Source organism: Rheinheimera metallidurans (genome assembly GCF_036983985.1).
Classification (GTDB): Bacteria; Pseudomonadota; Gammaproteobacteria; order Enterobacterales; family Alteromonadaceae; genus Alishewanella; species Alishewanella metallidurans.
Genome location: NZ_JALAHQ010000003.1, coordinates 162,803 through 185,165, shown reverse-complemented (window position 1 = coordinate 185,165; position 22,363 = coordinate 162,803). Strand labels below are relative to the sequence as shown.

Annotated in this window: 18 protein-coding genes; 8 read left to right on the top strand and 10 right to left on the bottom strand. The window is 44.9% G+C overall.

Annotated features, from left to right (window positions below):
- Positions 1–24: 24 nt before the first annotated feature.
- Positions 25–732 carry a SapC family protein gene (locus tag MN199_RS09940; protein WP_132585405.1) on the bottom strand — a complete coding sequence of 236 codons (708 nt, stop codon included), beginning with the start codon at positions 730–732 and terminating at the stop codon, positions 25–27.
- Positions 733–966: 234 nt separating this feature from the next.
- On the opposite strand from MN199_RS09940, the gene MN199_RS09935 reads away from it, so the two are divergent.
- Both MN199_RS09935 and MN199_RS09930 read left to right on the top strand, forming a co-directional pair.
- A complete protein-coding gene (locus MN199_RS09935) occupies positions 967–1,716 on the top strand; it encodes a 3-hydroxybutyrate dehydrogenase (RefSeq protein WP_132585408.1) in 750 nt (249 codons plus the stop codon).
- 41 nt (positions 1,717–1,757) lie between these two features.
- The gene (locus MN199_RS09930) at positions 1,758–5,216 is read left to right on the top strand and encodes a PAS domain-containing hybrid sensor histidine kinase/response regulator (RefSeq protein ID WP_335739317.1); all 3,459 of its coding nucleotides are present in this window, start codon (positions 1,758–1,760) and stop codon (positions 5,214–5,216) included.
- A gap of 2 nt (positions 5,217–5,218) precedes the next feature.
- Here MN199_RS09930 and MN199_RS09925 read toward each other — a convergent pair whose 3' ends face one another.
- Positions 5,219–5,860: a response regulator transcription factor gene (locus MN199_RS09925; protein ID WP_335739316.1), complete on the bottom strand. Its 642-nt coding sequence runs from the start codon at positions 5,858–5,860 to the stop codon at positions 5,219–5,221.
- A 67-nt stretch (positions 5,861–5,927) separates the two neighbouring features.
- Entirely contained in the window at positions 5,928–8,174 is a 2,247-nt protein-coding gene (locus MN199_RS09920) for a TonB-dependent receptor (RefSeq protein ID WP_335739315.1), read from the bottom strand.
- Between the two features lie 156 nt (positions 8,175–8,330).
- Between MN199_RS09920 and MN199_RS09915 the strand changes: the two genes are divergently transcribed.
- The 6 genes from MN199_RS09915 to MN199_RS09890 all read left to right on the top strand — a co-directional run bounded on the left by MN199_RS09915 (position 8,331) and on the right by MN199_RS09890 (position 13,899).
- On the top strand, positions 8,331–9,632 hold the full coding sequence (locus tag MN199_RS09915) for a GntP family permease (RefSeq protein WP_335739314.1): 1,302 nt from the start codon (positions 8,331–8,333) through the stop codon (positions 9,630–9,632).
- 9 nt (positions 9,633–9,641) lie between these two features.
- Positions 9,642–10,805, top strand: a complete 1,164-nt coding sequence (locus MN199_RS09910) for an E22 family MetX-like putative esterase (protein ID WP_335739313.1) — start codon at positions 9,642–9,644, stop codon at positions 10,803–10,805.
- 179 nt (positions 10,806–10,984) lie between these two features.
- Positions 10,985–12,865, top strand: a complete 1,881-nt coding sequence (locus tag MN199_RS09905; protein ID WP_335739312.1) for a hypothetical protein — start codon at positions 10,985–10,987, stop codon at positions 12,863–12,865.
- Positions 12,866–12,944: 79 nt separating this feature from the next.
- Complete coding sequence (locus MN199_RS09900) at positions 12,945–13,301, top strand: hypothetical protein (protein ID WP_243695512.1); 357 nt, start codon at positions 12,945–12,947, stop codon at positions 13,299–13,301.
- A 12-nt stretch (positions 13,302–13,313) separates the two neighbouring features.
- Positions 13,314–13,487 carry a serine hydrolase gene (locus MN199_RS09895; protein ID WP_335739311.1) on the top strand — a complete coding sequence of 58 codons (174 nt, stop codon included), beginning with the start codon at positions 13,314–13,316 and terminating at the stop codon, positions 13,485–13,487.
- On the top strand, positions 13,477–13,899 hold the full coding sequence (locus tag MN199_RS09890; RefSeq protein WP_335739310.1) for a serine hydrolase domain-containing protein: 423 nt from the start codon (positions 13,477–13,479) through the stop codon (positions 13,897–13,899). Before MN199_RS09895 ends, MN199_RS09890 begins: the two co-directional genes overlap by 11 nt.
- 9 nt (positions 13,900–13,908) lie before the next feature.
- On the opposite strand, the gene MN199_RS09885 is transcribed toward MN199_RS09890, so the two are convergent.
- From MN199_RS09885 to bfr (MN199_RS09855), 7 genes are all read right to left on the bottom strand, one after another.
- On the bottom strand, positions 13,909–14,226 hold the full coding sequence (locus MN199_RS09885) for a DUF6122 family protein (protein WP_132585448.1): 318 nt from the start codon (positions 14,224–14,226) through the stop codon (positions 13,909–13,911).
- A 97-nt stretch (positions 14,227–14,323) separates the two neighbouring features.
- On the bottom strand, positions 14,324–15,358 hold the full coding sequence (locus MN199_RS09880) for an ABC transporter ATP-binding protein (RefSeq protein WP_335739309.1): 1,035 nt from the start codon (positions 15,356–15,358) through the stop codon (positions 14,324–14,326).
- Positions 15,358–16,986 (bottom strand): ABC transporter permease, encoded by a 1,629-nt coding sequence (locus tag MN199_RS09875; protein WP_335739308.1) that lies wholly within the window; start codon positions 16,984–16,986, stop codon positions 15,358–15,360. Before MN199_RS09875 ends, MN199_RS09880 begins: the two co-directional genes overlap by 1 nt.
- Before the next feature lie 41 nt (positions 16,987–17,027).
- Positions 17,028–18,050, bottom strand: coding sequence for a Fe(3+) ABC transporter substrate-binding protein (locus tag MN199_RS09870; protein WP_418338087.1), 1,023 nt, complete (start codon positions 18,048–18,050; stop codon positions 17,028–17,030).
- Between the two features lie 170 nt (positions 18,051–18,220).
- Entirely contained in the window at positions 18,221–21,100 is a 2,880-nt protein-coding gene (locus MN199_RS09865; protein WP_335739307.1) for an insulinase family protein, read from the bottom strand.
- 156 nt (positions 21,101–21,256) lie between these two features.
- Positions 21,257–21,724, bottom strand: a complete 468-nt coding sequence (gene bfr, locus MN199_RS09860) for a bacterioferritin (protein ID WP_132585463.1) — start codon at positions 21,722–21,724, stop codon at positions 21,257–21,259.
- Positions 21,725–22,198: a bacterioferritin gene (gene bfr / locus MN199_RS09855; RefSeq protein WP_335739306.1), complete on the bottom strand. Its 474-nt coding sequence runs from the start codon at positions 22,196–22,198 to the stop codon at positions 21,725–21,727.
- Positions 22,199–22,363 lie beyond the last annotated feature (165 nt).

The following is a 22,363-nucleotide window of genomic DNA, read 5'->3' as shown; positions in this document are numbered from 1 at the left end:
GTTGCTGCTGCCTAAAGTACCAAACTAGCTGGCTTCTGCGGATTTTTTAACTAATTTTTGCGTATGCTGTAGCGACATAAGCTGAGCATAGATTGCAGTGAGGTAACCACTTTTACGTAGATCTAGAAAGGCCTCGTCATTTAATTCATTCAGCTTTTTCTCGTCGATAAGATAAATACCGTTAATACGGCGCTCTTCACCATTAATCGTTAATGTAAGCGTTTGCTCCTGAATTAAATCTAAGCTTTGTAATTTAGCCACAAAGTTACGGGTTACTACACCCATTTCAATGTAATCTGACATTTGTTGCTTACGATAAGTTAAAAACTCACTTTCGCTGCCATCTTCATTGAATAACGCATTACCTTCAGCCTGGCTAACACGCTCAGAGTTTTCATCTAATGCGATTAATAAGCGCTCACTGTCTTGTTGTTCTTGCACTAGCAGTAGCGGGTAATTACGAATTGCGCGTGGCACATACAGCGCTTGCCATTGGTTATCTTGCATAAACAAATTCTGTTTTGTTGCCAAACCCAACATAGCTACCGCTTGAAACGTATCTTCGCTTTTCACAAATACAATGGGAAACTCGGCGCCCGCTACCACAAACTCATGCACCACTACCGGCAATAAATGTTCGTTATCAATATGAGAAAAGGCATTATTGTTGTTAATTTTTGTTGTCGCGTGCTGCTCTTTATTTAGCGGCACAATCTTTTGCGCTGAAGTCATAAACTACTCTTTATTCTGATCATTAATTTGAGAAGTGCTGATGGTCGTAATGTAACGTTAAATGCTTACCCCTTATGCCATCAGCAGTGCGGACTTATCATGCTCTAAGTTAGCTATAGGATCAACAGGTCAAAACCAGTTTAATAACACAAGGTGCATAGCACTAAAGTAGCGTTGTTGTAACACATTAGCGCTTCTAACATAGGCGATATCATAGTTACGGGAGTTAACCGCATGCAAATTCTAATTACAGGTGGCACTGGAGGCATTGGTTTTGCTATTGCTAGCCATTTTGCTGAGCAACAGCACCAGGTCATTATTGCTGATTTACACCAAGCAAGTATCGACACTAAAGTCGCACAGCTAAAGCAGCTTGGTTATCACGCCGAAGGCATCTTGCTGGATGTTACTAATGCCGATTCTATCGCGCGCTGTGCCGCGCAATATAATATTGATGTGTTAGTTAATAATGCTGGTATTCAACATGTCGCACGCTTGGAAGATTTTCCACCAGAAAAATGGCAGATGCTATTAAACGTTATGCTAACCGGGCCTGCCATGCTCAGCCGCGCCTTACTGCCGGGTATGCGCGAGCGTAATTTTGGCCGTATTATTAATATAGGCTCTATTCATGCGTTAATAGCATCGCCGTTTAAATCGGCCTATGTAGCCGCCAAGCATGGTTTACTCGGTTTTAGTAAGGTGGTTGCGTTAGAAAACGCCGACAAAAATTTTACGATTAACACCGTTTGCCCTGCCTATGTTAAAACGCCGCTAGTAGAGCAACAAATAGCAGCGCAAGCAAAAGAGCACAACTTAACCGAGCAGCAAGTAATTGAACAAATTATGCTGGCCCCTATGCCACAAAAAGCCTTTATTGGCGTTGATGAAATTGCCGCTACTACGGCGTTTTTATGCAGTGACGCAGCTCGGCATATGACGGCACAAACGTTAGTACTAGATGGTGGCTGGACAGCGCGCTAGCCCAGCATTAAAAACTCAGGCACAATCGAGCAACAGAAAAAATGATCACAGCGCCTGAGTTTATGAATTTAACCGGTAGCAGCATAGGTATTGGCACCATTGCTGCGCTTTCGTTAATCTATTTGCTAATTTTATTTAGCGTTGGTCACTTTGGCCGGCGCATTAATAGCAAGCATCCGCTCGCACCTTGGGTATTTAGCTTTGCCTTATCTATTTATTGCACCTCGTGGGCATTTTATGGTGTTACCGCCCAAGCCGCGGTTAACGGTTGGTGGATGCCGCCAACCTACATCGGCTCATTCATTCTGTTTTGGTTTGGTTTTAAGCTAGTAGCCCATATTGCTATTGCCTGTCGGCGTTATCGCATTACTTCTATCGCCGACTTTATCGCCACCCGCTTTGGCCACTCGCGCTTACTAGCGGTTATTACCACCCTCATTTTACTGATGTCGGTTATTCCTTACATTGCACTGCAGCTGCAAGCCGTTTCAACCAGTATTAACACGCTGGTGGTGAGCGCACCTAACGACGCTTGGTATGCCGATACCGGCCTTTACGTTAGTTTATGGATGGCAGTATTTGCGCTACTATTTGTTAGCAAAGGCGCTAAGGCGCATCAACCTAACCCTGGCTTAATGACGGCCATCGCCTTTGAATCCTTAGTAAAACTATTAGCCCTGTTAGCCATTGCCTCTTTCGTGTTTTGGGGCATGTATGATGGCGTAGCACAAATTTTTCAGCTTGCCGGCCAAAGTAACGCGGTGCAACAAGTGCAACAACAGGCAGCGCCAACACACACTTACTGGCTGCACGTATTATTGGGTTTTGCCGCTACCTTATGCTTACCACGCCAGTTTCATGTAACCTTTGTTGAAGGCCAACATCTTGGCCATTTGCGCAGTGCCCGCTGGATTTTTCCACTCTATTTACTGCTAATGGGCATGTTTACTCTACCGCTGGCGCTAGCCGGGGTAATGCTGCTGGGTGCCGATGCCAATATTGATTTGGTATTGCTACAACTACCACTAGCTGCGCAGCGTACCGATATGGCATTGCTGGCCTACCTTGGTGGGTTTTCTGCCGCAACCAGTATGGTGGTGGTGGCTACTGTAGTGCTAGGCATTATGATTACCAACGAGCTATTAGCACCGCTAATTTATCGCACGCCAGCTAATCAGCCAACACCGGCTAAACATATTAAAATTGCCACTCTGCGCCGCATTACTATGCTTGCGGTAATGGCATTGGGCTATGTCTATTATCGCTGGATTGGCACTGCCACAGGCTTAGCGCAATTAGGGCTAATGGCATTTGCTTTAGTAGCACAACTGGCTCCGGTATTAATTCTGGGCTTACTTAGCCGCAATATTAACCGCCAAGGCGCTATTGCCGGCTTGTGTGGTGGCGCTATCGCTTGGGCCTACATTATTTTACTGCCCGAACTAAGCCGGGCCGGGTTAATTGGCCAAGCGTGGTTAGCGCAAGGGCCTTTTGGTATTAGTTACTTAGCCCCCCACCACCTATTTGGCTTAGATGCCGATGTTATCAGCATAGGTACGCTAGTTAGCCTCAGCTTAAACTGTTTATTGGTTGTATTGGTTAGTCGTTTTAGTGTTACCCGCGTTGGCGAATGGCTAGAAAGTGGGCGGTTTTTACGCACTCAAGTGAGCAGCCAACCTACTCGACCACTCAATTTATCGGTGCAAGATTGTTATTTATTAGTAAAACGTTTTGCGGGTGATAAAGAAGCACAGCGCTTATTACAGCGCAATTTAAAAGAGCCTCACGAGTTACAGCAGCTTGCTCCAGCTAACCTACTGCAAGCAGCCGAACGCAGCCTAGCGGCCGTAGTCGGTGGCGCTTCAATGCGCTTAATTATGGATGCCAGTGGCCGCCATGCGTCGTTACCGCTTGAATCCGTCGCACGTTTTGTTGACGAAGCCAGCCAAGTATTTCAGTTTAACCAAGCCCTGCTGCGCTCAACTATCGATAACATTAGTCAAGGTATTAGCGTAGTAGATGCTGATCTTCGCCTAATTGCCTGGAATCAGCGTTATATTGATATGTTTAGCTACCCCACGGGTTTAGTTGAAGTTGGCAAACCGGTAGCCGATGTTATTCGTTACAACCTTGAACGTGGCCTCATTGATAGCGACAATATCGACGCTGAAATTCAAAAGCGTTTAAGTTATTTAAAACAAGGTAGTGCCTATAAATTTCAGCGCCGCCAGCAAAATGGTAGCGTACTAGAAATGCAAGGTAATCCGTTGCCCGGTGGTGGCTTTGTTACTACCTATAGCGACGTAAGCGCCTTTATTGATACGCAACAACAGCTTGAACAGCGCGTAACAGAACGCACTCAAGCATTGCAGCAATTAAACCAGCAACTGCAATTAGCCCAACAAAAAATTGAAGAAAGTACCCAAGCGAAAACTCGTTTTTTTGCCGCAGCCAGCCATGATTTAATGCAGCCCTTTAATGCCTCGGCATTATTCGCCAGCTTACTGCGCGACCAACAAACAACACCGGAGCTAAAGCAGCTAAGTCAAAATTTAATTAGCTCATTAAATTCGGCCGAAGAACTATTAGGCGCAATTTTAGAACTGACTAAGCTCGACTCTGGAGTAATAACCGCTAATGTGCAAAGCATTAGCTTGCATGCCTTATTAGATGATATTGCGCGTGATGCGGCAATACTGGCGGCAGAAAAAGGCTTAAAACTGCATTACATCCCGTCAAAACTAGCGGTTAGCACCGATAGAAAACTACTAAAGCGCGTAGTGCAAAACCTATTAGCCAATGCTATTCGTTACACCACCACCGGTAAGGTGTTGCTTGGCGTAAAACGCTGTGGTAGCGATATACGCATCTGTGTGCTTGATACCGGTATCGGCATAGCTGAAAACGAGCAACTGCGTATTTTTGATGAGTTTCAACAAGGTGAACAACAAGATCAACGTGGTTTAGGCTTAGGTTTAGCCATAGCCAACCGTATTACCGGTATTCTTGGTCACAACTTGAAATTACAGTCTGAAGTTGGCAAAGGCAGCTGCTTTAGCATTCAGTTACCGCTAGCCACCACTGCGCCTGCCGTTATCCGTAGCATACACCAGCCTAATATCGCCGCCAGCTTTGCTGGCAAAACCATTTTGTTATTAGACAATGAACCGCAACTACGCAGCGCAGTTACCGAATTGCTACGCAGCTGGCACGCCGATGTGACTGCGGTTGGCTTACCCGCAGAGGCAGAACTTGCCTTAGCGCAAGGCTTAAAGCCTGATTTACTGTTGTTTGACTATCATTTAGATAACAACGAAATGGGCGTAGAAGTGGCCAACAAGCTGGTTGCACAATTTGCGCTAACAATACCGGTAATTATTCATTCTGCTGATCATAGCGAAGCTATTCGTGAACATGCACTAAACGCCGGCTTTTACTTTTTACTTAAACCATTAAAGCCTGTGGCACTAAAGCGGCTGTTTACCCGATTACTGCGTTAGTACTAACTAGGTAAACGTAGCTTTTCAAACAAGATACCCGCAAGCGTTCGGTTGTTAACGTCTAGCTTGCGCAATATCGCCGAAACATGCTGCTTTACCGTGGTTTCTTGTACATTCATTTCATAAGCAATTTGCTTATTTAGCAAGCCGTCAGCAATCATTTTTAATACTCTAAACTGCTGCGGGGTTAGTTGCTCTAAGCGCTGGGCAAAGTCTTCATCAATCAGTGGCACCGCACTATTAACATCTGCTACTAGCTCAGCAGGTAACCAGCTGTCGCCGTTTAATACTGCGGCGATGGCTTCAGACAGCATTTCAAGCGGTACAGATTTAGGAATATAAGCTGCAGCACCCAGTGTCAGTGCTTGTTTAATAATAACCGGGTCTTCTTCTGCCGATACCATAATAACCGGCACATCGGGGTATTCTGTGCGCAGCGCAGTTAAGCCAGTAAAACCATCGCTACCGGGCATTTTTAAGTCAAGAAATATAAAGTTAGTATCGGGGTGAGCGCGCAGTAGTGGCCATAGTTGTTGCATGCTTTGCGCTTGTAATAATAGCGCATCATTACCAAGAATATTGGCGCAGGCTTGAGCTAAAGCAACGCGAAATAGTGGGTGGTCGTCAGCAATTAAAGCAATCATAAATTCAGTTCTGAGCCTTTTGGCCCATAATGTACCGGGGCTTGCGCCCCGGCAAGGGTTTTCTTAATTAGAAACGGTAACCAACACTTAAGCTAATGGTGCGTGGGTCAATATAAAAACCCAATACCGAGTTATCAAGTGCCGGGCCAGCAAAGTTGTAGCCCGCGATACGCGCTTGTTTGTCACCTAAGTTTTTGCCCTGCAGAGCAACGTCCCAATGGCCATCATTTGAGTACCAATTTACACCGGCATTAAATACGCTGTAACCGCCGTAATCTAGCACCGATGGCACTTCAAAAATTTGCGTTTCACTACGATGTGCCATATTCGCGGTAATAACAAATTCACCAATTTCAGTCGCAATGCTGTATTTACCCGCTAAGGTTGCAGTTAACTCCGGTGTGTTAGCAAAGGCCCACACGTTAGATACATCAACTACTTTTTGCTGAGTGGGGTCAAAAAACTCTACTTTATTGAAGCTGGCATCTAAGTAACCGACAATCATGCTAAGTTCAAAGTCGTTAGTAACGGCAAACTGAGCTTCTAATTCCACACCGTTAATATCAGCACTGGCCGCGTTTAGTACTTGTGATGCAACAGTAACAACACCCGGTGACGTTTCAACCGCACGCTGCACCGTTACCTGCATATCATCGTAAGATGACATAAACACCGACGCGTTAACACGTAATCGTTGGTCTAACCATTCACTCTTCATACCTAATTCAAAGGTATCAACCGTTTCTTCTTGGTAAGGCTTGCTTGCATCTGGGTTAATAGCTTGGTTGGCTCGCATATCAAAGCCACCTGATTTAAAGCCATCGGTATAGCTACCATACAGCATTAAGTCACGACTATACTGATACTCTGCGCCGATACGCGGCGAAAAGTGGCTAAAGCTTTCTTTACCAGTAAATTCAGTTTGCGTAGCTAAATAAACGCCGTTAGGGTCACGTGGGAATTTATAACCGGCATAAACATAACGGTAAACATCGGCCTCTTTGTCATCTTTGGTATAACGACCACCAAAGGTTAAAGACCATTTATCATCTAGCTGATACGAACCCTGTGCATAAGCGGCAATACTATCGGTTTGCACACAGCCACCGTTTTCTGTAGTGCTAGCGCCATAAACTACCTGACCAAAGGCACCGCAGGCTTCGCCGTCGTAGTAATATAGCCCCGAAGCGACCTTCAGCTTGTCATCACTGTACATCAGCTGTAACTCTTGAGATACCTGCGTATCTTCATAAAATGCGGGGATATCCAGTGTAGGGAAGGTTGTTGAGTCAAAATCGATATTGGTATCGGTTTTACCTTCACGATGTGCAGTAACCGACTTAAGTGTCCAATTCTCTGACAAATCTAGCGTCATGGTAAGTGACTGGCCTTCAGTTTCTACCTTGTTTGTTACCGGCATACTGATGTTGGCGTCATATACGCTATTAGATTGGATATCGTTAGGTGCTAAAGCACTAGGGAATAAACGAAAGCCGCCACGCGGATTAGATTCATCTACCGTTTTATCGGCATTTAACGCTAAACGGAAATTGTCTGCGACATTCCACTGTACGCTTACACGTCCAGTCATTAACTCTTTATTGTAGTTGTCATCGCCGGTGTTAAGAAACTTACCAAAACCATCACGATTAAAGGTAGCAAAAGCACCGCTAATAAACAGGTTATCTGCTAACGCCGTTTGACCAGAAATTTTCAAATCACGCTGACTTTTAGTACCTAAGGTGCCACGAACGGCGAATTCATTCTCGCCGGTAAGTTGCTTAGTGACATATTTTACTGCACCACCAATAGTGTTACGACCATACAAGGTACCTTGCGGGCCACGCAATACTTCTATGCGTTCCACGTCATATACGTCTAACGCCGCGCCCTGAGGTCGCGCCATGTAAACATCATCAATGTAGATACCCACGCCGGGTTCAAAACCCCATAGTGGATCTTGTTGGCCAATACCACGGATATAGGCCGTTAGCGTACTATTTGTGCCGCGCGATACTTGCAAGGTGGTATTGGGTGAAAACTGCGCGACAGCCGTAATATTGTCCATACCGCGCTGCGCTAATTCTTCTTCACCTAATGAGGTTACAGCAACCGGCACTTCTTGCAAATTTTCTACAGTACGACGAGCGGTTACTTCAATACGCTCTAACTTAACGTCATCGGCGCCTTTGGCAGTTTCTTGCGCTAGCACTGTGCCGGCAAAACAACCACTAATAGCTAAGGCAACTAAACTAGGCTTGAGTAAGGTACGGCTAAACTTGTGCGTTGCATTAATCTTATAATTATTGGCCATGTTGGCTCTCCTGCTGTTTGTGTTCGCATATCTTGTTTTTATTTATCTAGGGTTACTGTAGGCCTAAACGCAGAATTTTTAACCTGTACCTTAGTACTATGGTGATGTGAGCCTTCCTGTATCAGACTAAGCGAAAATGAGCACAAGGATAATAAGATGTTGAGTCTTCTTGGATTATTGGCCGGCCTTGGCCTACTTATCGTACTTACCATGCGTGGTTTCAACCTATTTATTACCGCACCTCTGTGCGCACTGCTAGTGGCCGTAACCAACGGCATTCCATTTTGGCATGTTAGCGACAAAATAGACTTTGTTAATGGCTATATGTCTGGTTTCTCTGGTTTTGTCGCCGCTTGGTTTTTAATGTTTTTACTCGGTTCACTATTTGGCAAGCTGATGGAGCACACCGGCGCTGCCGACTCGGTAGCTTTGATGATTGTGAACAAGCTAGGCCAGGGCAAAGCGGTACTCGCTGTGGTGCTGGCTTGTGCCGTACTTACTTACGGCGGTGTTAGTGTATTTGTCGTCGCATTTTCTGCCTACCCTATGGCGGTAAGTTTATTTAAAGGTGCCAACCTGCCCCGCCGCTTTATTCCTGCAGCACTAGCACTGGGTTCAGTTACCTTTACTATGACCTCTGCTGGCTCGCCAGAAATTCAAAATTGGATCCCTATTCCCTACCTTAAAACCACGCCCTATGCAGGCTGGCAGGTTAGTATTATGGTGGCCATTTTTATGGCGATAGTCGGCTATATGTTACTGATGTGGATGATTAAGCATGCGGTTAAGCAAGGCGAGCAATTTAGCCAACGTACTGGCGACCCAGAAATTACCGACCGTGAGCTACCTCACCCACTTAAAGGTATTGCCCCTTTGGGAGTAGTGTTACTGCTATCATTTTTACTCCACAACAGCCTACAACAAGCCGCATTAATTGTGGCTTTAAGCGGCGGCGTAGTCAGTTTGTATTTACTCAATTTTCGTTTTTTACTTAACCCCGCAGCAGCCACTAATGAAGGTGTGCTTGGTGCGCTATTGGCCATTGGCAACACGGCTGCCGTAGTCGGCTTTGGTTCAGTGGCTAAACTAACCCCTGCTTTTGCCAGCGTAGTAAACTATATGACACACTTACCTGGCCCAGAGTTGGTGGGTGCCGCTGTTGCGGTTAGTGCGATTGCCGGCTTAACCGGCTCAGCGTCGGGTGGCCAAGTGATTGCACTACCCGAGATTGCACCGCACTATTTAGACCGCGGCGTTAACCCAGAACAATTGCACCGTGTGGTTGCTATTTCGTCTGGTGCGCTAGACTCGCTGCCGCATAACGGCTATGTGGTTACCACTATTCGTGCTATTTGTGGTGAAAGCCACCACAATGCTTATTGGCCGGTAGCCGTAGTTAGTGTATTGGTCCCTGTGTTGGGCACGGCACTGGCTATCGTATTATTTCAGTGGTTTTAAGGACTTAACATGCGTATTTTTTTGACCATACTGCTACTTGCTGGGTTAAGTTTTAATGCCTGCAGTGACACACTCATTGTTCAAAAGCAGCGCTTTACGCTAGATCGTTTTACTACTGCAAGCGGTAGCACTATTGCCCCAGTTAATATTGGCTGGGAAGCCTATGGCAAGCTTAATGCTGACAAATCTAATGTTATTTTAATCACTCATTATTTTTCGGGTACTAGCCATGCTGCAGGTAAATACCATGCAGCAGACACTGCCGCTGGCTACTGGGACGCCATTGTTGGCCCGGGTAAAGCCATAGATACTAATAAGTTTTACGTGATTAGCAGTGATACGCTAGTTAACGCTAACGTATTTGATGCCAACGTAATAACTACCGGCCCTGCAACCATTAACCCCGCCACAGGTAAGCCGTATGGCTTAAGTTTTCCGGTAGTTACCATTGGCGATTTTGTTGAAGTACAAAAAGCCTTACTCGATAGTTTAGGTATTTCAACGTTACATGCGGTTGTCGGCCCATCAATGGGTTCATTTCAGGCTATTGAATGGGCAGTGCGCTACCCAGATAAAGTGCAGCGATTAATTCCAGTAATTGGTAGTGCTTACATGGATGCCTACAGCGCCGTTAAGTTAGAGCGTTGGTCTTATCCGATTAAAACAGATCCAGCATGGTTAAATGGTGACTATTACCAACAAGGCCAACCAATACAGGGCCTGACTACGGCACTGGCATATATTACGCAAGATGCACTGAATCCGGTTGGCTTTAACCTAAATTATCCAGCCCCTGAGCTTGATACTGCACCACAACATGATATTCGCGCTAGTTTTTCTGCATGGCAGCAGTTAATGCAACAGGCAAAACTACGCGCTACCTATCAAGATGCGAACCATATTCTGTACTTAGTGCGTGCATCTCAACTGTGGCGTGCTGGTATGGGCGACAACTGGCAACAAGCGGTAGCTAAAATTACTGCTCCAACTCTGTTTTTACCCGCCACTGGCGACCTACTATTACCGCCGGCATTAAGTAAAAATAGTGCTGCAGCTATGACTGCAGCGGGCAACACGCCACAGTATGCTGAAATCCCTGGTAACTGGGGGCATTTAGACGGTGTTATCGGTATCGAGGCCGTTGCTAGCCAAATTGCCGGCTTTTTGAACTAAAAATTAGTCCCCTTCCCTGGTGGGTGCGGCAGGTATTGAGCACCCTTTTTCTTTATGTAATTAAATTCGCAATGTATAGCCTGTTCCGCTTAATATATCCCTCAGTATTTTGCACAACATATACTACCCAGGCAAATAGATGCCTTAGTTAACAAATTGATTTATAAAAGGACATAGCAATGGCCTATGATTATGGCAGTGAGTCGTTAGGGATCCGCAATCCATTTAAAGCGGAAGGTTTACTGCGAGCCGCACGCGGCTTGGTTGTAACGTTATTAGGTATATACCCGCTATTGCAGGTTGTTAGCTTGGTACAACAGGATAAAACCCTGGCCTGGATTTCTGCGGCAATTGGCTTTGTGTTATTAGCCGGCGGCTTACGGGCTTTGGGTGGTGGTATTTTTCAAATGTTACGCTTTTTTGTTGGTCGCAGCGTGCCAACCTCTTTGGCGCCTAACTACAGTAAATCCGAGCGTGAAACGGCGAAACTAGAAAAGCCACATTACAAAAGCATTGATTTAGAAGAAATGTTAATGGGCAGAAAAAACAAAACCTTTGTTGAACCGGTAGGTTTTATTTCACGCCTAGTACATACCCTGGTACCTAAACTGATCTTTTTGCCCTACCCGCTGCGTAATTTAGCTCAGCGTTTCTCTGGCGCGCTTATCGCCACTATTATCGCTTTAGTCGCCTACGCCCTTACTGCCTTTGTGTGTTTAACCGGTTTAGCCGGCGACACTGGCGATATTTTGTTACCATTTTTTTCTGCGGTATTAGTTATTTATTTAATTTTAAGCTGGCGCGGCGCCAGCACCGTGTATCGCCAAGCAGAGCGCAGCATTGAAACTCAAGGCAACCTAAAACTGGCAAAAATTATGGCCTTTGCTATTTTAGCGCCAGTAATAATGGGCTTAATCATCAATTTCTTACTGCAACAACCCGATATTGCCGAGCTTGTTGCTGAGCTACGGCAATCCGAGTTACACAGTTTTGCCATCGCACCACAATTGTTGTTAGTACTGCTATTTGCGGCAATCAGCGGAGCCTTTATATTTTTGCTGTTAAAACAACGCACCGCACAGGTAAAGGCTCAAACTAAGGTGTCAGAATACCGCGCCAATTGGCAAGAAAATATCCATCCGCGCGAACTGTTCGTTAATATCGACAACATTGTTATGGCTAATCGTCGTTATAAAGAGATCCCAAACCGCGTATATCGCGAGCTAAACCCTAACTTGAATGAGCAATCAGAAAGCAAAGGTAATTTTAGCGGCGAAATCATGATAGAAACCCAGCCGGCATATGCACCGCTGGAGCACACCGCTTTATTTAAGCAGCTGCGTGTTTTCTCGACCATTGCTGGCCAAGTGCTATTGCTTATTGGTCCGTTTATTTTATTTTACTTGCTGTTTGAAGCCCGCTCTATCTTAGAACTAGTGCATCAATTTCAAGCTATTGCCCGCCCGTCTGACGCGGCAACTCAAAGCTTTGTTATCAGCTTGTTCAACGAAAGCCAATTTATTCTTAGCTTGCTATTTAGTTGGTTAATTTGCCACAGCTTTGGCCGCTTACTGGAAAATTATAGCCACACGTTTTGGGCCGAACTTAATTTTAACTCGCTACTGGTATACCTAAAATGTGAAGGTACTTATACCGAAAGTAAATTAACCACAGGTAAAGGTATTTACGATTCTACCGCATCAGAAAACTACGTAATGCGCTCATCGTTAACGCCGTGGATTATTAGCTCGCGCATTATGAGTAGCACCTTTGCTGATAGCGGTGCGAAAAACGTAGAGCACCCGCGTCACATATTAGAAATGGAAGATAACCCACAAGAAATGCAGGCTATTTTGGATGATATTCAAAGTTTCATGTCAAACCGCGAAACCATTGCTAGTATTAAAAACGCGCAAGATTTATCTAACACAGAACAAATTTACCAAATTAACCAGCAATCGCGCGCGATGCCGGTAACTTCGGATCAAGCAACCTTATCTAGCCCGCAGCAAGACGCCGATGCCAGTGCGGCTCAAGCTATCGAGCAACCCAAAAGCTAGCTGCTTAGGTTAACTTAAAACAATAGCCACTCAGTTTAAGCAAAAGCTGAGTGGCTACGCCAAGCAAGAAGGGCAAAACATGCAGCGAATTAACGGTAGCAAAGTCTTAACTCTTAGTACTGCGGTAGCGTTAACTTTGCTGGTACTCCCAGTAACTGCGGCAAACCCGACTATGTCGGCACAAGACTCCGACCCGGTAAAAATGGGTTGGATGCAGGGTTTCCCGCCAGCGCAAAGCAAACGCATTACGCAACCTGACAGTAATTTTTTTAGCTTTCCTAAGCTGCGCTGGTCAGTATGTAACATGCGCCAACTGTTACCCACCACCAATATTAACCGCGCAATTAGCCATTATCAGCCACTGGTTTTTTCACCGTTAGCCAATATAGACGAGCTGCGTTTTACACCGCTGAATAGCAACCAAACTATGACCTAGCAGCAAAGCCTAATGGCGAACTATACCGATGGCATTATCGTGTTGCATCAAGGTAAAGTGGTGTATGAGCGCTATTTTGGTTGTCTGCATGAAACTGAATATCATGCCGCCATGTCAATGACGAAATCTTTAACCGGTTTATTAGCAGAAATGCTGATCGCTCAGGGCAAGTTAGATGACAATTGATAGCTTGGGTACGCCGTTTGCCGGCGGTGGCTTAAGTGCAACCTTACGTGACATGGCAAAATTAGGCCAAGCTATATTAAACAATGGCAAAGTTAATAATGTACAAGCTATTCCGCAGCAAGCCATCGACAGTATTTGCCAAGGCGGTAACCCTGAAGTTTTTGCCAAAGCAGATTACACTACCTTGCCAAAGGGTAGTTACAAAAGCATGTGGTGGATACTGCACAACAAACATCACGCTTTTGCAGCCCGCGGTGTGCACGGTCAAACGATGTATATTGACCCAACCGCGCAAATGGTGATTGTTCGCTTTGCCTCACATCCCATAGCAGCTAATGGCGTCAATGATCCAACATCATTACCCGCGTATCAAGCACTAGCAGAGTATTTGTTGCAACAGAAAAACTTTTAATTGTTTACGTTAGTGCTGCATCCAAACACCATTTGTTATTTGGCAATCTATCGAGTCAAGTGCCATATGAATGGATAAGCCGAGCCCAAGGAGCCTAGTTTTAGGCAAGAAACAAAGCAAAATATATACCGCAATAAGCCACAATTTATGCAACGGATGAAAGTTAATGCTACAACGGTTAGGATCATATATCGGCTGTGCAATAAGATGATCGATATCGACGAGCATAGTTGCCGCAAGTATTAGGTAAGCTGATTTCCAATTATGTCGAAAAAATAGCGCCACCAATATTGCGGGAATAATAAAGTGCAAACCTATATGCAGCATTACGTATTATTACCCCTTCGCGTTCGAGTCTGGTTAATCTAAAACAATAGCCACTCAGGTTAAAGATGAATGGCCAATTGGATAAAAGGGCCGCACGTTATTTGGGAAACAACACCACGTGATCTAAATCAAGGCGAATACCAATGTGTTCGCCTATTGCATGGTTATGATGACTCAGTGCTAAGCACTGCACTTGCTCACCACTGTCTAATGTTAACCGATATAAAATATGTGAACCACGAAACGCTTTTTCCACAACCAGTGCGGTAACATTGCTAGTATCGTCGTGCACAATATCGTCGGGGCGAATAAGTATTTCAACCTTGTCACCGGCTTGCAACGCGCTGCTGTACCGCTGTACAAACCGACCCAAGTTAGTTTGCACCTGCTGGGCATCTAGCATAGTGCCTGGCAGTAATACGCCACGGCCAATAAAATCGGCAACAAAACGGTTAGCAGGTTTATGGTATAGCTCGTAAGGTGTCGCCCATTGCTGCAGTTGCCCTTGCTGCATTACGCCGACGATGTCAGCCATAGCAAAAGCTTCGTTTTGATCGTGCGTTACCATTACCGCAGTAATATTTAGCTGTTGTAAAATATGACGTATTTCGCGGGCTAGCCCTTCACGTAGCTCAGCGTCTAGGCTAGAAAACGGCTCGTCTAATAGCAGTACTTTAGGCTCAGGAGCTAAAGCTCGAGCTAAGGCGACACGTTGTTGCTGACCACCAGATAACTGATAGATATAGCGCTGCGCTAAGTCGGGTAAGCCGACTAACTGCAATAGTTGTTTAACCTTAGCCGCTTTATTAGCTTTAGTACTGTGCCGTAAGCCAAAACTAATGTTATCGGCAACATTAAGATGAGGAAATAAAGCAAAATCTTGAAACACCATGCCCACTTGCCTTTGCTCAGGCGCTAGCAGCATATCAGCCGCACTTACCGCCTGCCCAGCTAAACTAATGCTACCCGCTGTAATTGGCTCAAAACCGGCGATGGCACGCAATAAGGTTGTTTTGCCACACCCAGAGGGGCCAACTAAGCAACCAATTTGGCCTTGATCTAACGAAAAGCAGATATTGTTAACGACGTTATGCTTAGCATAGGCAATGCTAACCTTTTGTATGTTTAGCATTAATTCTTTCCTTTGCTGGCGACGTCTACCGATCGCGCTAACAAAATTACCGGCAATAAACTCACCAATACTATTGCCAGTGCCGGCAGTGCCGAGTCGGCTAAACGCTCGTCGGAGGCAAGCTCGTAGGTACGCACCGCTAGCGTATTAAAATTAAATGGCCGTAAAATTAACGTGGCGGGCAGTTCTTTTAACACATCAACAAAAACTAGCAATAAGGCACTAAACACACTGCCACTCAGTAATGGCACATGTACTTTCTTTAGTACCTGAAGTGGCGTGCAGCCTAATGAACGGGCAGCGTTGTCCATACTTGGCTTAATTCGCTCTAATCCTGCTTCAACACTGTGTAATGACACCGCTAAAAACCGCACACTGTAAGCCAGCAATAGCGCGAAAACGCTACCCGAAAATACTAAGCCGGTGCGAGTACCAAACCATTGCTCGGCCAGTAAATCGATGCGCCCATCTAGCCACGCTAGTGGCAACATAACGCCAATAGCAATTACGGTACCCGGTACCGCATAACCTAGAGCGGCAACACGCACCGGTGTTTGCACTACGGCATCTTGGCGTAAACGCTTAGCATAAGCGAACAACAGTGCCAGCATCACGGAAATGCCCGCAGCTATAGCTGCTAAGCTAAAGCTATTCCATGCCAACTGAGCAAACTGCTGATTAAGTGTTACTTGATAGTTAGACAACGCCCAGCTAATAAGCTGCGCAGCCGGTATGACAAAGCCCAAGCACACAGGTAACAAACATAACAGTAATAGGAGCAACTGCCGTGTTTTGCTAACCGTTCTCAGCATTGGCGCCTGGTGTTGCTGTCCTTGATGATAATAACGAATTTTACGGCGTGACCAGCGTTCTAACACCAACAGTAACAGCACGAAGCTGGTAAGCATCGCAGCCAATTGTGCTGCCGCAACTTGGTTGCCCATACCAAACCAGGTACGAAAAATACCGGTAGTAAAGGTGGCGACACCAAAATATTGCACTGTGCCGTAATCGGCAAAGGCTTCCATCATTGCTAACGCTGTGCCGGTTAAAATGGCGGGCCGCGCTAAAGGCAGCGCCACCTGCCAAAAATGTCGCCTTGGGCTTAACGCTAAAGTGCGGCTGGCTTCAAATAACGATAAGGATTGCTCACGAAACGCCGTGCGCGCCAGCATATAAACGTAAGGGTACAATACCAGCGACAGCATAATAACGGCGCCGCCTAACGAGCGTATTTCCGGAAACCAGTAATCGCCATAATGCCAGCCAAACTGACTGCGTAGCGCCGTTTGCAGTGGGCCAGAAAAGTCGAGCATGCCGGTGTAGGTATAAGCGATAATGTAAGCAGGCATAGCAAGCGGCAGTAACAGTAGCCACTGCACATAACGCCGACCAATAAACTGATACTGGCTAATTAACCAAGCGCTAGACGTGCCAAGCAACAACGCGCCGATACCAGTGCCTGTAGCCAACAGTAACGAGTTAATAACGTAATCCGCTAGCACAGTTTGGCGTAAATGCAGCCAAATATCAGGTTGTGGCGTAAATAGGCTAGTAAAAACTACGAGCACTGGCATGGCCAGCAGCAGCGCAGGCATTAGCACCGACCAACGCCAGATATCACGCATTATCTGGCGCTTAGGTTATTAAAGAATATAGTGTTCAATTACTACTTCCAGCCAGCGCGATCCATCACTCGAATAGCATCGCTATTTAATTCGCCTAACTTTTCTAGCGATAACTGATCGGCTTTAAATTCACCAAAGCTCTGCAGTATATCACTTAGCTTACCTGAGCTAATTACTGGGTATTCGTGGTTAGCTACCGCATACCACTGCTGCGCTTCTGCGGTAACCATATACTCAAGTAGCTGTATAGCAGCGGCTTTATTAGGCGAGTACTTCGCTATGCCTGCACCAGAGATATTAATGTGCGCACCACGATCGGCTTGATTTGGCCAAAATACCTTAACTTGCTGCGCCACGGCTTGTTCATTTTTATCGGCTAGCATGCCGCCTAAATAGTAGGTATTAGCAATCGCAATATCACATACGCCGGCTACAGCGGCTTTAATTTGGTCTCTGTCGCCACCTTTAGGCGGGCGGGCAAAGTTTGCCACTAAGCCTTTAGCCCAGCTTTCGGCTGCGGTAACGCCGTCATGGGCAATAATGCTAGCGGTCATCGACTGATTATAAATATTGTCAGATGAGCGCACGCAAATACGGCCGCGCCATTTCGGGCTGGCTAAATCTTCATAGGTGGATAATTCTTCAGGTTTTACTTTACCTCCTACATATAAAATTGGCCGGGCACGCATGGTTAAACCATACCAGTGCCCTGCGGGATCACGTAGTGCAGCAGGTATCGCTTGTGTTAATGCTTCAGAGTTTATACTTTGCAGCACGTTTTGCTGCTGGGCACGATACAGCCGGCCTACGTCGGTACTAATAAGTATATCCGCTGGGCTGTTACGGCCTTCGCTTAGCATGCGGCTAATTAGCTCATCTGGCTTACCGGTAATTAAATTTACTTTAATACCGGTGTCGGCAGTAAATTTTTCTAATAGCGGTTTAATTAATTCTTCTTGGCGGCCAGAATAGATATTTACTTCTGCAGCGTGAGCAACTGACATATTAAACAGTACTGCAGTTATACCAGTACCGAGTAGGGTTAGCGCCGAACCTAATTTCATGCTGTAGCTCCTAAGTAATGCATACTAAAAAATACCCGCGCATCTAAACATAAATACGAACCGTTCTCAACTTGATAATGCCGAATTTGGCCAAAATACCTATTAAATGTTGATTAAACCCTAATAAAAAACGCAGCCAAAGCTGCGTTTTTAGTAAAGCATAATGCTGATTATTGCTTTTTCATCTGTTGATGAAATTGTGCTACATCAGTAATTATTTTTTGGCCAGGTAAATTGGCAAACGGTTGATCACGGAATGATGTGCCGCGCATTTGTATGGATATACGTGGCGCCTTGCTATTTAACATGGTTTCATTATAAAACGCTTTTACGTCAGCTAAGGTTACTTGCTCAACCGCAGCAATAAGTTGTTGTTTACTGTCGAAGTTGAAGTTTTCACGATACCAGTCAGAAATAATAGGCCGCACTTCACCCTGCAGATTTTTTGCTGGCTCGTTTAAAGAGACTAAGGTGCTGGCTTTAAGTTGGGCAAACGCTTCCTCAGTTAACTCATTTAATGCCGTAACATATTCCTGCTTAAATTTGTCAAACCTTGCTTGTATATCAGCCACGCCTTTTACCGGTGTCTGAATAAACATAGCAAAACCAACATAGTCTTCTAACTGCATAGCGGTGCCACCCACCGCGTAAGCTAACTGCTCTTCAGTGCGTAGTTTATCAAAGGCCACATTACTAAAATGACTTTTTAAGATTGTAGCGCGAGCTAATTGGGTATAAGAGGGTTCAGGGTGCATATGCACATCAACTAATGCGACATCGGCAACGTCAATATCTTTTTGCACTACCAGTGTTTCACCCACTGTTGGTTGCCAGTATACCGTGCGGCTATACGGCTGCTCGGCGCGCTGTGCGGGTAACGCTTGTTTTATCTCAGCCGCTACCTGCTCAATCATTGCCTTATCGTAGTTACCAAAGGCAAAAATACGCAGTTGATTATTGCTTAACGTGTTGCTAATAAAGCGTTGTAAATCAGCTTCTGTTAGCTTATTTGCCGCGGCAATAAGCTGAGCGCGTTCGTAGTCACCATCAGTAACTAATGCGCTGAACGTGCCAAATGCTTGCGCGTATGGAAACTGCTTACCCTGGTTTTGTAACCCACGAATATAACGGTCTTTAGCCTGGGCAAAGCTTTGCTGATCAGCACTAACCGTTAACCCAGCCAATGCTTGCTGTAATAACTGCGGCTGTTTATCAGTAAAACCGCCGATAGTTAATGCCATGCCGTTGCGAGGCGTTAAACCCATAGACATACCAGCAATACCTGCCTCTGTAGCTAGTGCACTTTGCTGTAAGTTGTATAGATCATACCATAGTGACTGCAGCACTTTGGCGTCAATATCGTGCTGAGCCACATTAGTATTAAACAAAATTTCTAGCACACCACGTGGTTGGCTAGCAAACAATTGACTTGGATATAACCAAGCACTAATGCCGTCTTTTTGCAGCACTAACTCAGGTTTGCTTTGCGCTACCGCAGCGACTAAATCAAATTTTTCTGGTAATAAGCGATTCACTGCCGGCAGGTTTAAGGCCAATTTAGGACTTTGTTGCCAGCTTTGCCGTTCTTCAAGGCTAATATCTGCAATTTTATATTTACCATCGTAAAAATGCAGGCTGCTATCGTGCGGCTCTTGCTTGCTAATATACCAAATGCGTAAGTGTTCAGGCGTTAGCTGCTGTAATACCTCGTTTATGGCTTTACCGTCAAAACGCTGATAATAGAAAGGCGCATTTACCGCATTGCGCGCTGGCACGTTTTGCATAGCGGCAGCTAAATTAGACACATAACCAAATTCATCGCCTTTTTCTAAGAAGCGAAAACGGTTATTTAAGCTAGTTTGAATTTCGCTAAAGTATTTATTATCAACACCCTGCTGCTTCACCAAATCTAGATATTGCATAATAGTCGCGACAATACCCTCGCGATTTTGCATGCCGGCGTCAGTTAAATCGATGTCGATGCTAAATGAACCATAATTGCCGTATAGCCCAGGATCAGCACTGGCATTTAAACCAGAAATTAAGCCCATCGCTTTTAGCTGTTGTGCTGGTGCACCCGGCATTTCAGAACCCAGTAAATAGGTTAAAAACTCATTCGGTTTTACCGCAAATTGTTCGCTATTATTAGTAATGGTAAAGTCTAAACGCAGCTGCTTAACATCTTCATTCGGTACGTAGTGAATGCGCTTCCCGCCTAGCTTGCTAACATCTAGTTTTGCCGTAACTTTAGGTGAGGCAATATTTTTGTTTTTAATGCTACTAAAATGCTTAACTGCAAGTTGTTCCATCTCGTTCAGTGGCAAGTTGCTTAACAGCGCCACCTTCATAATATTAGCCGAGTAATACTGATTATAAAAATCGACGGTTTGCGGGTGTAATTTACTATTTTCTTTGTCGCCTAATGTTTCTAAGTTACCAATTAAAAACCGGTTGGCAGGATGGCTGCCCATCATGCTACGCGATAAATTATATTGGCCAAAAAAGTCCATTTCCCGGCGCATCGACCATTCCGCATTAACTGCATTTTTCTCTTTATCGGTATACTCTGGGTACAGTTTTGGTGCTTTAAAAAAATCAGAAAAACGGTCTAGTGCTTCATCATAAGCACCATTGTTTACTTTAAACATGTAGTTGGTAATATCAAGCCAGGTATAAGCATTTTGTGCGCCGCCATTGGCGGTCATAAACTCGCTGTAGCCTTTAGTGTCTGGATAACGCTCAGTGCCCAAAAACAACATATGCTCTAAATAGTGCGCCATACCTTGTTGGCTCATGGGATCTTGCAGTAAACCAACACCAACACTTAACGCCGCAGCAGATTTTTTTGCTGCCGGATCTGATACTAAAATCACTTCCATTTTATTAGGTAAAGTTAGTATTTTATAGGCTCGAGTATCATTCGGGCTAACCAGTACTTGGCCCTGCACTTGTTGCTGAACGCTTTGCATGTCTGTCGACGTTACACGTTCGCTAGCACAGCCGGTTAGTACTGCTAGCGCCACCGCACTGATTATAAATATTTTTTTCATGTCTATACCTATATAACGAAAATGTTACAAAAAGAATTGCTAATGTAATGAAATCAGGTGCTATCTACCAGCACAGAGCGCAAAAGGATTGTAATAAAATGTGTCGACAGCAATAAAAAAGGCCCCGTTAGGAGCCTTAGTGTTCGATGCTAATAATTACATCTGTGATTGCAAATAATTTGGTAAGCCTAGCAATTTAATTAAGTTTAGCTGCTGTTCTAACCAGTGTGCATGATCAACTTCAGTATCGTCTAATAACTGTTGCAACATCGTACGGGTAACGTAATCTTGCTCTTGCTCACACAATGCCATGCTGTGCTTTAATAGCTTTTGCACTGCATATTCAACGTTTAAGTCGTTCTGCAGCATGCTAGGTACGTCGTGGCCAACATGAATTGGGTCGCGCGTAACCATATCTGGCACACCGCCTAAAAATAAAATACGCTCAATTAAGGCTGAAGCATGGCCTTTTTCATCATCAAATTCGTGATCAATACGGGCAAATAATTTTTGCAAACCCCAATCGTGATACATCCGCGAGTGAATAAAGTATTGGTCCATCGCGGTTAACTCATTAGATAAGAGTTGGTTTAACGCGTCGATAACTTGTTTGCTGCCTTTCATTTATTCGCCTCCCAGCTGTGCTTGTAAATAGTTTGCCAGCCCTAGGCTACCAATTTGATACTGCTGCGTTTCTAACCAGTCTAGATGCTCTTCTTCATATTCTAAAATGTCAGTAATAATGTCGCGGCTAACATAGTCTTGCTCTGCTTCGCAAAGTGCAATAACTTCACGCAATAGCGGTAATTGCTCAAGTTGAAACTCGCTATCGCACTGCAGCATTTCTGGCGTGTCTTCACCAATTCGTAATTTACCTAATGCTTGTAAATTCGGTAAGCCTTCAAGCATTAAAATACGCTCTATCAGCTGATCAGCCTGCTTCATATCTTTAATCGACTTTTTATAACAGATGTCATTTAGCGCTTTTAAGCCCCAGTTTTTATAAATACGGGCATGCAAAAAGTATTGATTAATAGACGTTAACTCTGCTGTCAGCACTTCGTTTAATTTTGACAGTATCCGTGGATGACCTTTCATTACACCAACCTTCTTATCTGGCGTTAAAACATGCGACTAAGTGTAGTACAAAAGCCACCACTAGGCAAAATTATGTTTATTTTCAACAACATATTACTGATAATAGTTCGTATTACTAACACGTTTCGTTTCTCGTTTTAAATAAGCGTACATGACGGCATATTT

Excerpts from the sequence above, each read along its gene's own strand:
- MN199_RS09940 (WP_132585405.1), bottom strand. The coding sequence starts at position 732 with ATGACTTCAGCGCAAAAGATTGTGCCGCTAAATAAAGAGCAGCACGCG.
- MN199_RS09935 (WP_132585408.1), top strand. The coding sequence starts at position 967 with ATGCAAATTCTAATTACAGGTGGCACTGGAGGCATTGGTTTTGCTATT.
- MN199_RS09930 (WP_335739317.1), top strand. The coding sequence starts at position 1,758 with ATGATCACAGCGCCTGAGTTTATGAATTTAACCGGTAGCAGCATAGGT.
- MN199_RS09925 (WP_335739316.1), bottom strand. The coding sequence starts at position 5,860 with ATGATTGCTTTAATTGCTGACGACCACCCACTATTTCGCGTTGCTTTA.
- MN199_RS09920 (WP_335739315.1), bottom strand. The coding sequence starts at position 8,174 with ATGGCCAATAATTATAAGATTAATGCAACGCACAAGTTTAGCCGTACC.
- MN199_RS09915 (WP_335739314.1), top strand. The coding sequence starts at position 8,331 with ATGTTGAGTCTTCTTGGATTATTGGCCGGCCTTGGCCTACTTATCGTA.
- MN199_RS09910 (WP_335739313.1), top strand. The coding sequence starts at position 9,642 with ATGCGTATTTTTTTGACCATACTGCTACTTGCTGGGTTAAGTTTTAAT.
- MN199_RS09905 (WP_335739312.1), top strand. The coding sequence starts at position 10,985 with ATGGCCTATGATTATGGCAGTGAGTCGTTAGGGATCCGCAATCCATTT.
- MN199_RS09900 (WP_243695512.1), top strand. The coding sequence starts at position 12,945 with ATGCAGCGAATTAACGGTAGCAAAGTCTTAACTCTTAGTACTGCGGTA.
- MN199_RS09895 (WP_335739311.1), top strand. The coding sequence starts at position 13,314 with ATGGCGAACTATACCGATGGCATTATCGTGTTGCATCAAGGTAAAGTG.
- MN199_RS09890 (WP_335739310.1), top strand. The coding sequence starts at position 13,477 with ATGACAATTGATAGCTTGGGTACGCCGTTTGCCGGCGGTGGCTTAAGT.
- MN199_RS09885 (WP_132585448.1), bottom strand. The coding sequence starts at position 14,226 with ATGCTGCATATAGGTTTGCACTTTATTATTCCCGCAATATTGGTGGCG.
- MN199_RS09880 (WP_335739309.1), bottom strand. The coding sequence starts at position 15,358 with ATGCTAAACATACAAAAGGTTAGCATTGCCTATGCTAAGCATAACGTC.
- MN199_RS09875 (WP_335739308.1), bottom strand. The coding sequence starts at position 16,986 with ATGCGTGATATCTGGCGTTGGTCGGTGCTAATGCCTGCGCTGCTGCTG.
- MN199_RS09870 (WP_418338087.1), bottom strand. The coding sequence starts at position 18,050 with ATGAAATTAGGTTCGGCGCTAACCCTACTCGGTACTGGTATAACTGCA.
- MN199_RS09865 (WP_335739307.1), bottom strand. The coding sequence starts at position 21,100 with ATGAAAAAAATATTTATAATCAGTGCGGTGGCGCTAGCAGTACTAACC.
- bfr (WP_132585463.1), bottom strand. The coding sequence starts at position 21,724 with ATGAAAGGCAGCAAACAAGTTATCGACGCGTTAAACCAACTCTTATCT.
- bfr (WP_335739306.1), bottom strand. The coding sequence starts at position 22,198 with ATGAAAGGTCATCCACGGATACTGTCAAAATTAAACGAAGTGCTGACA.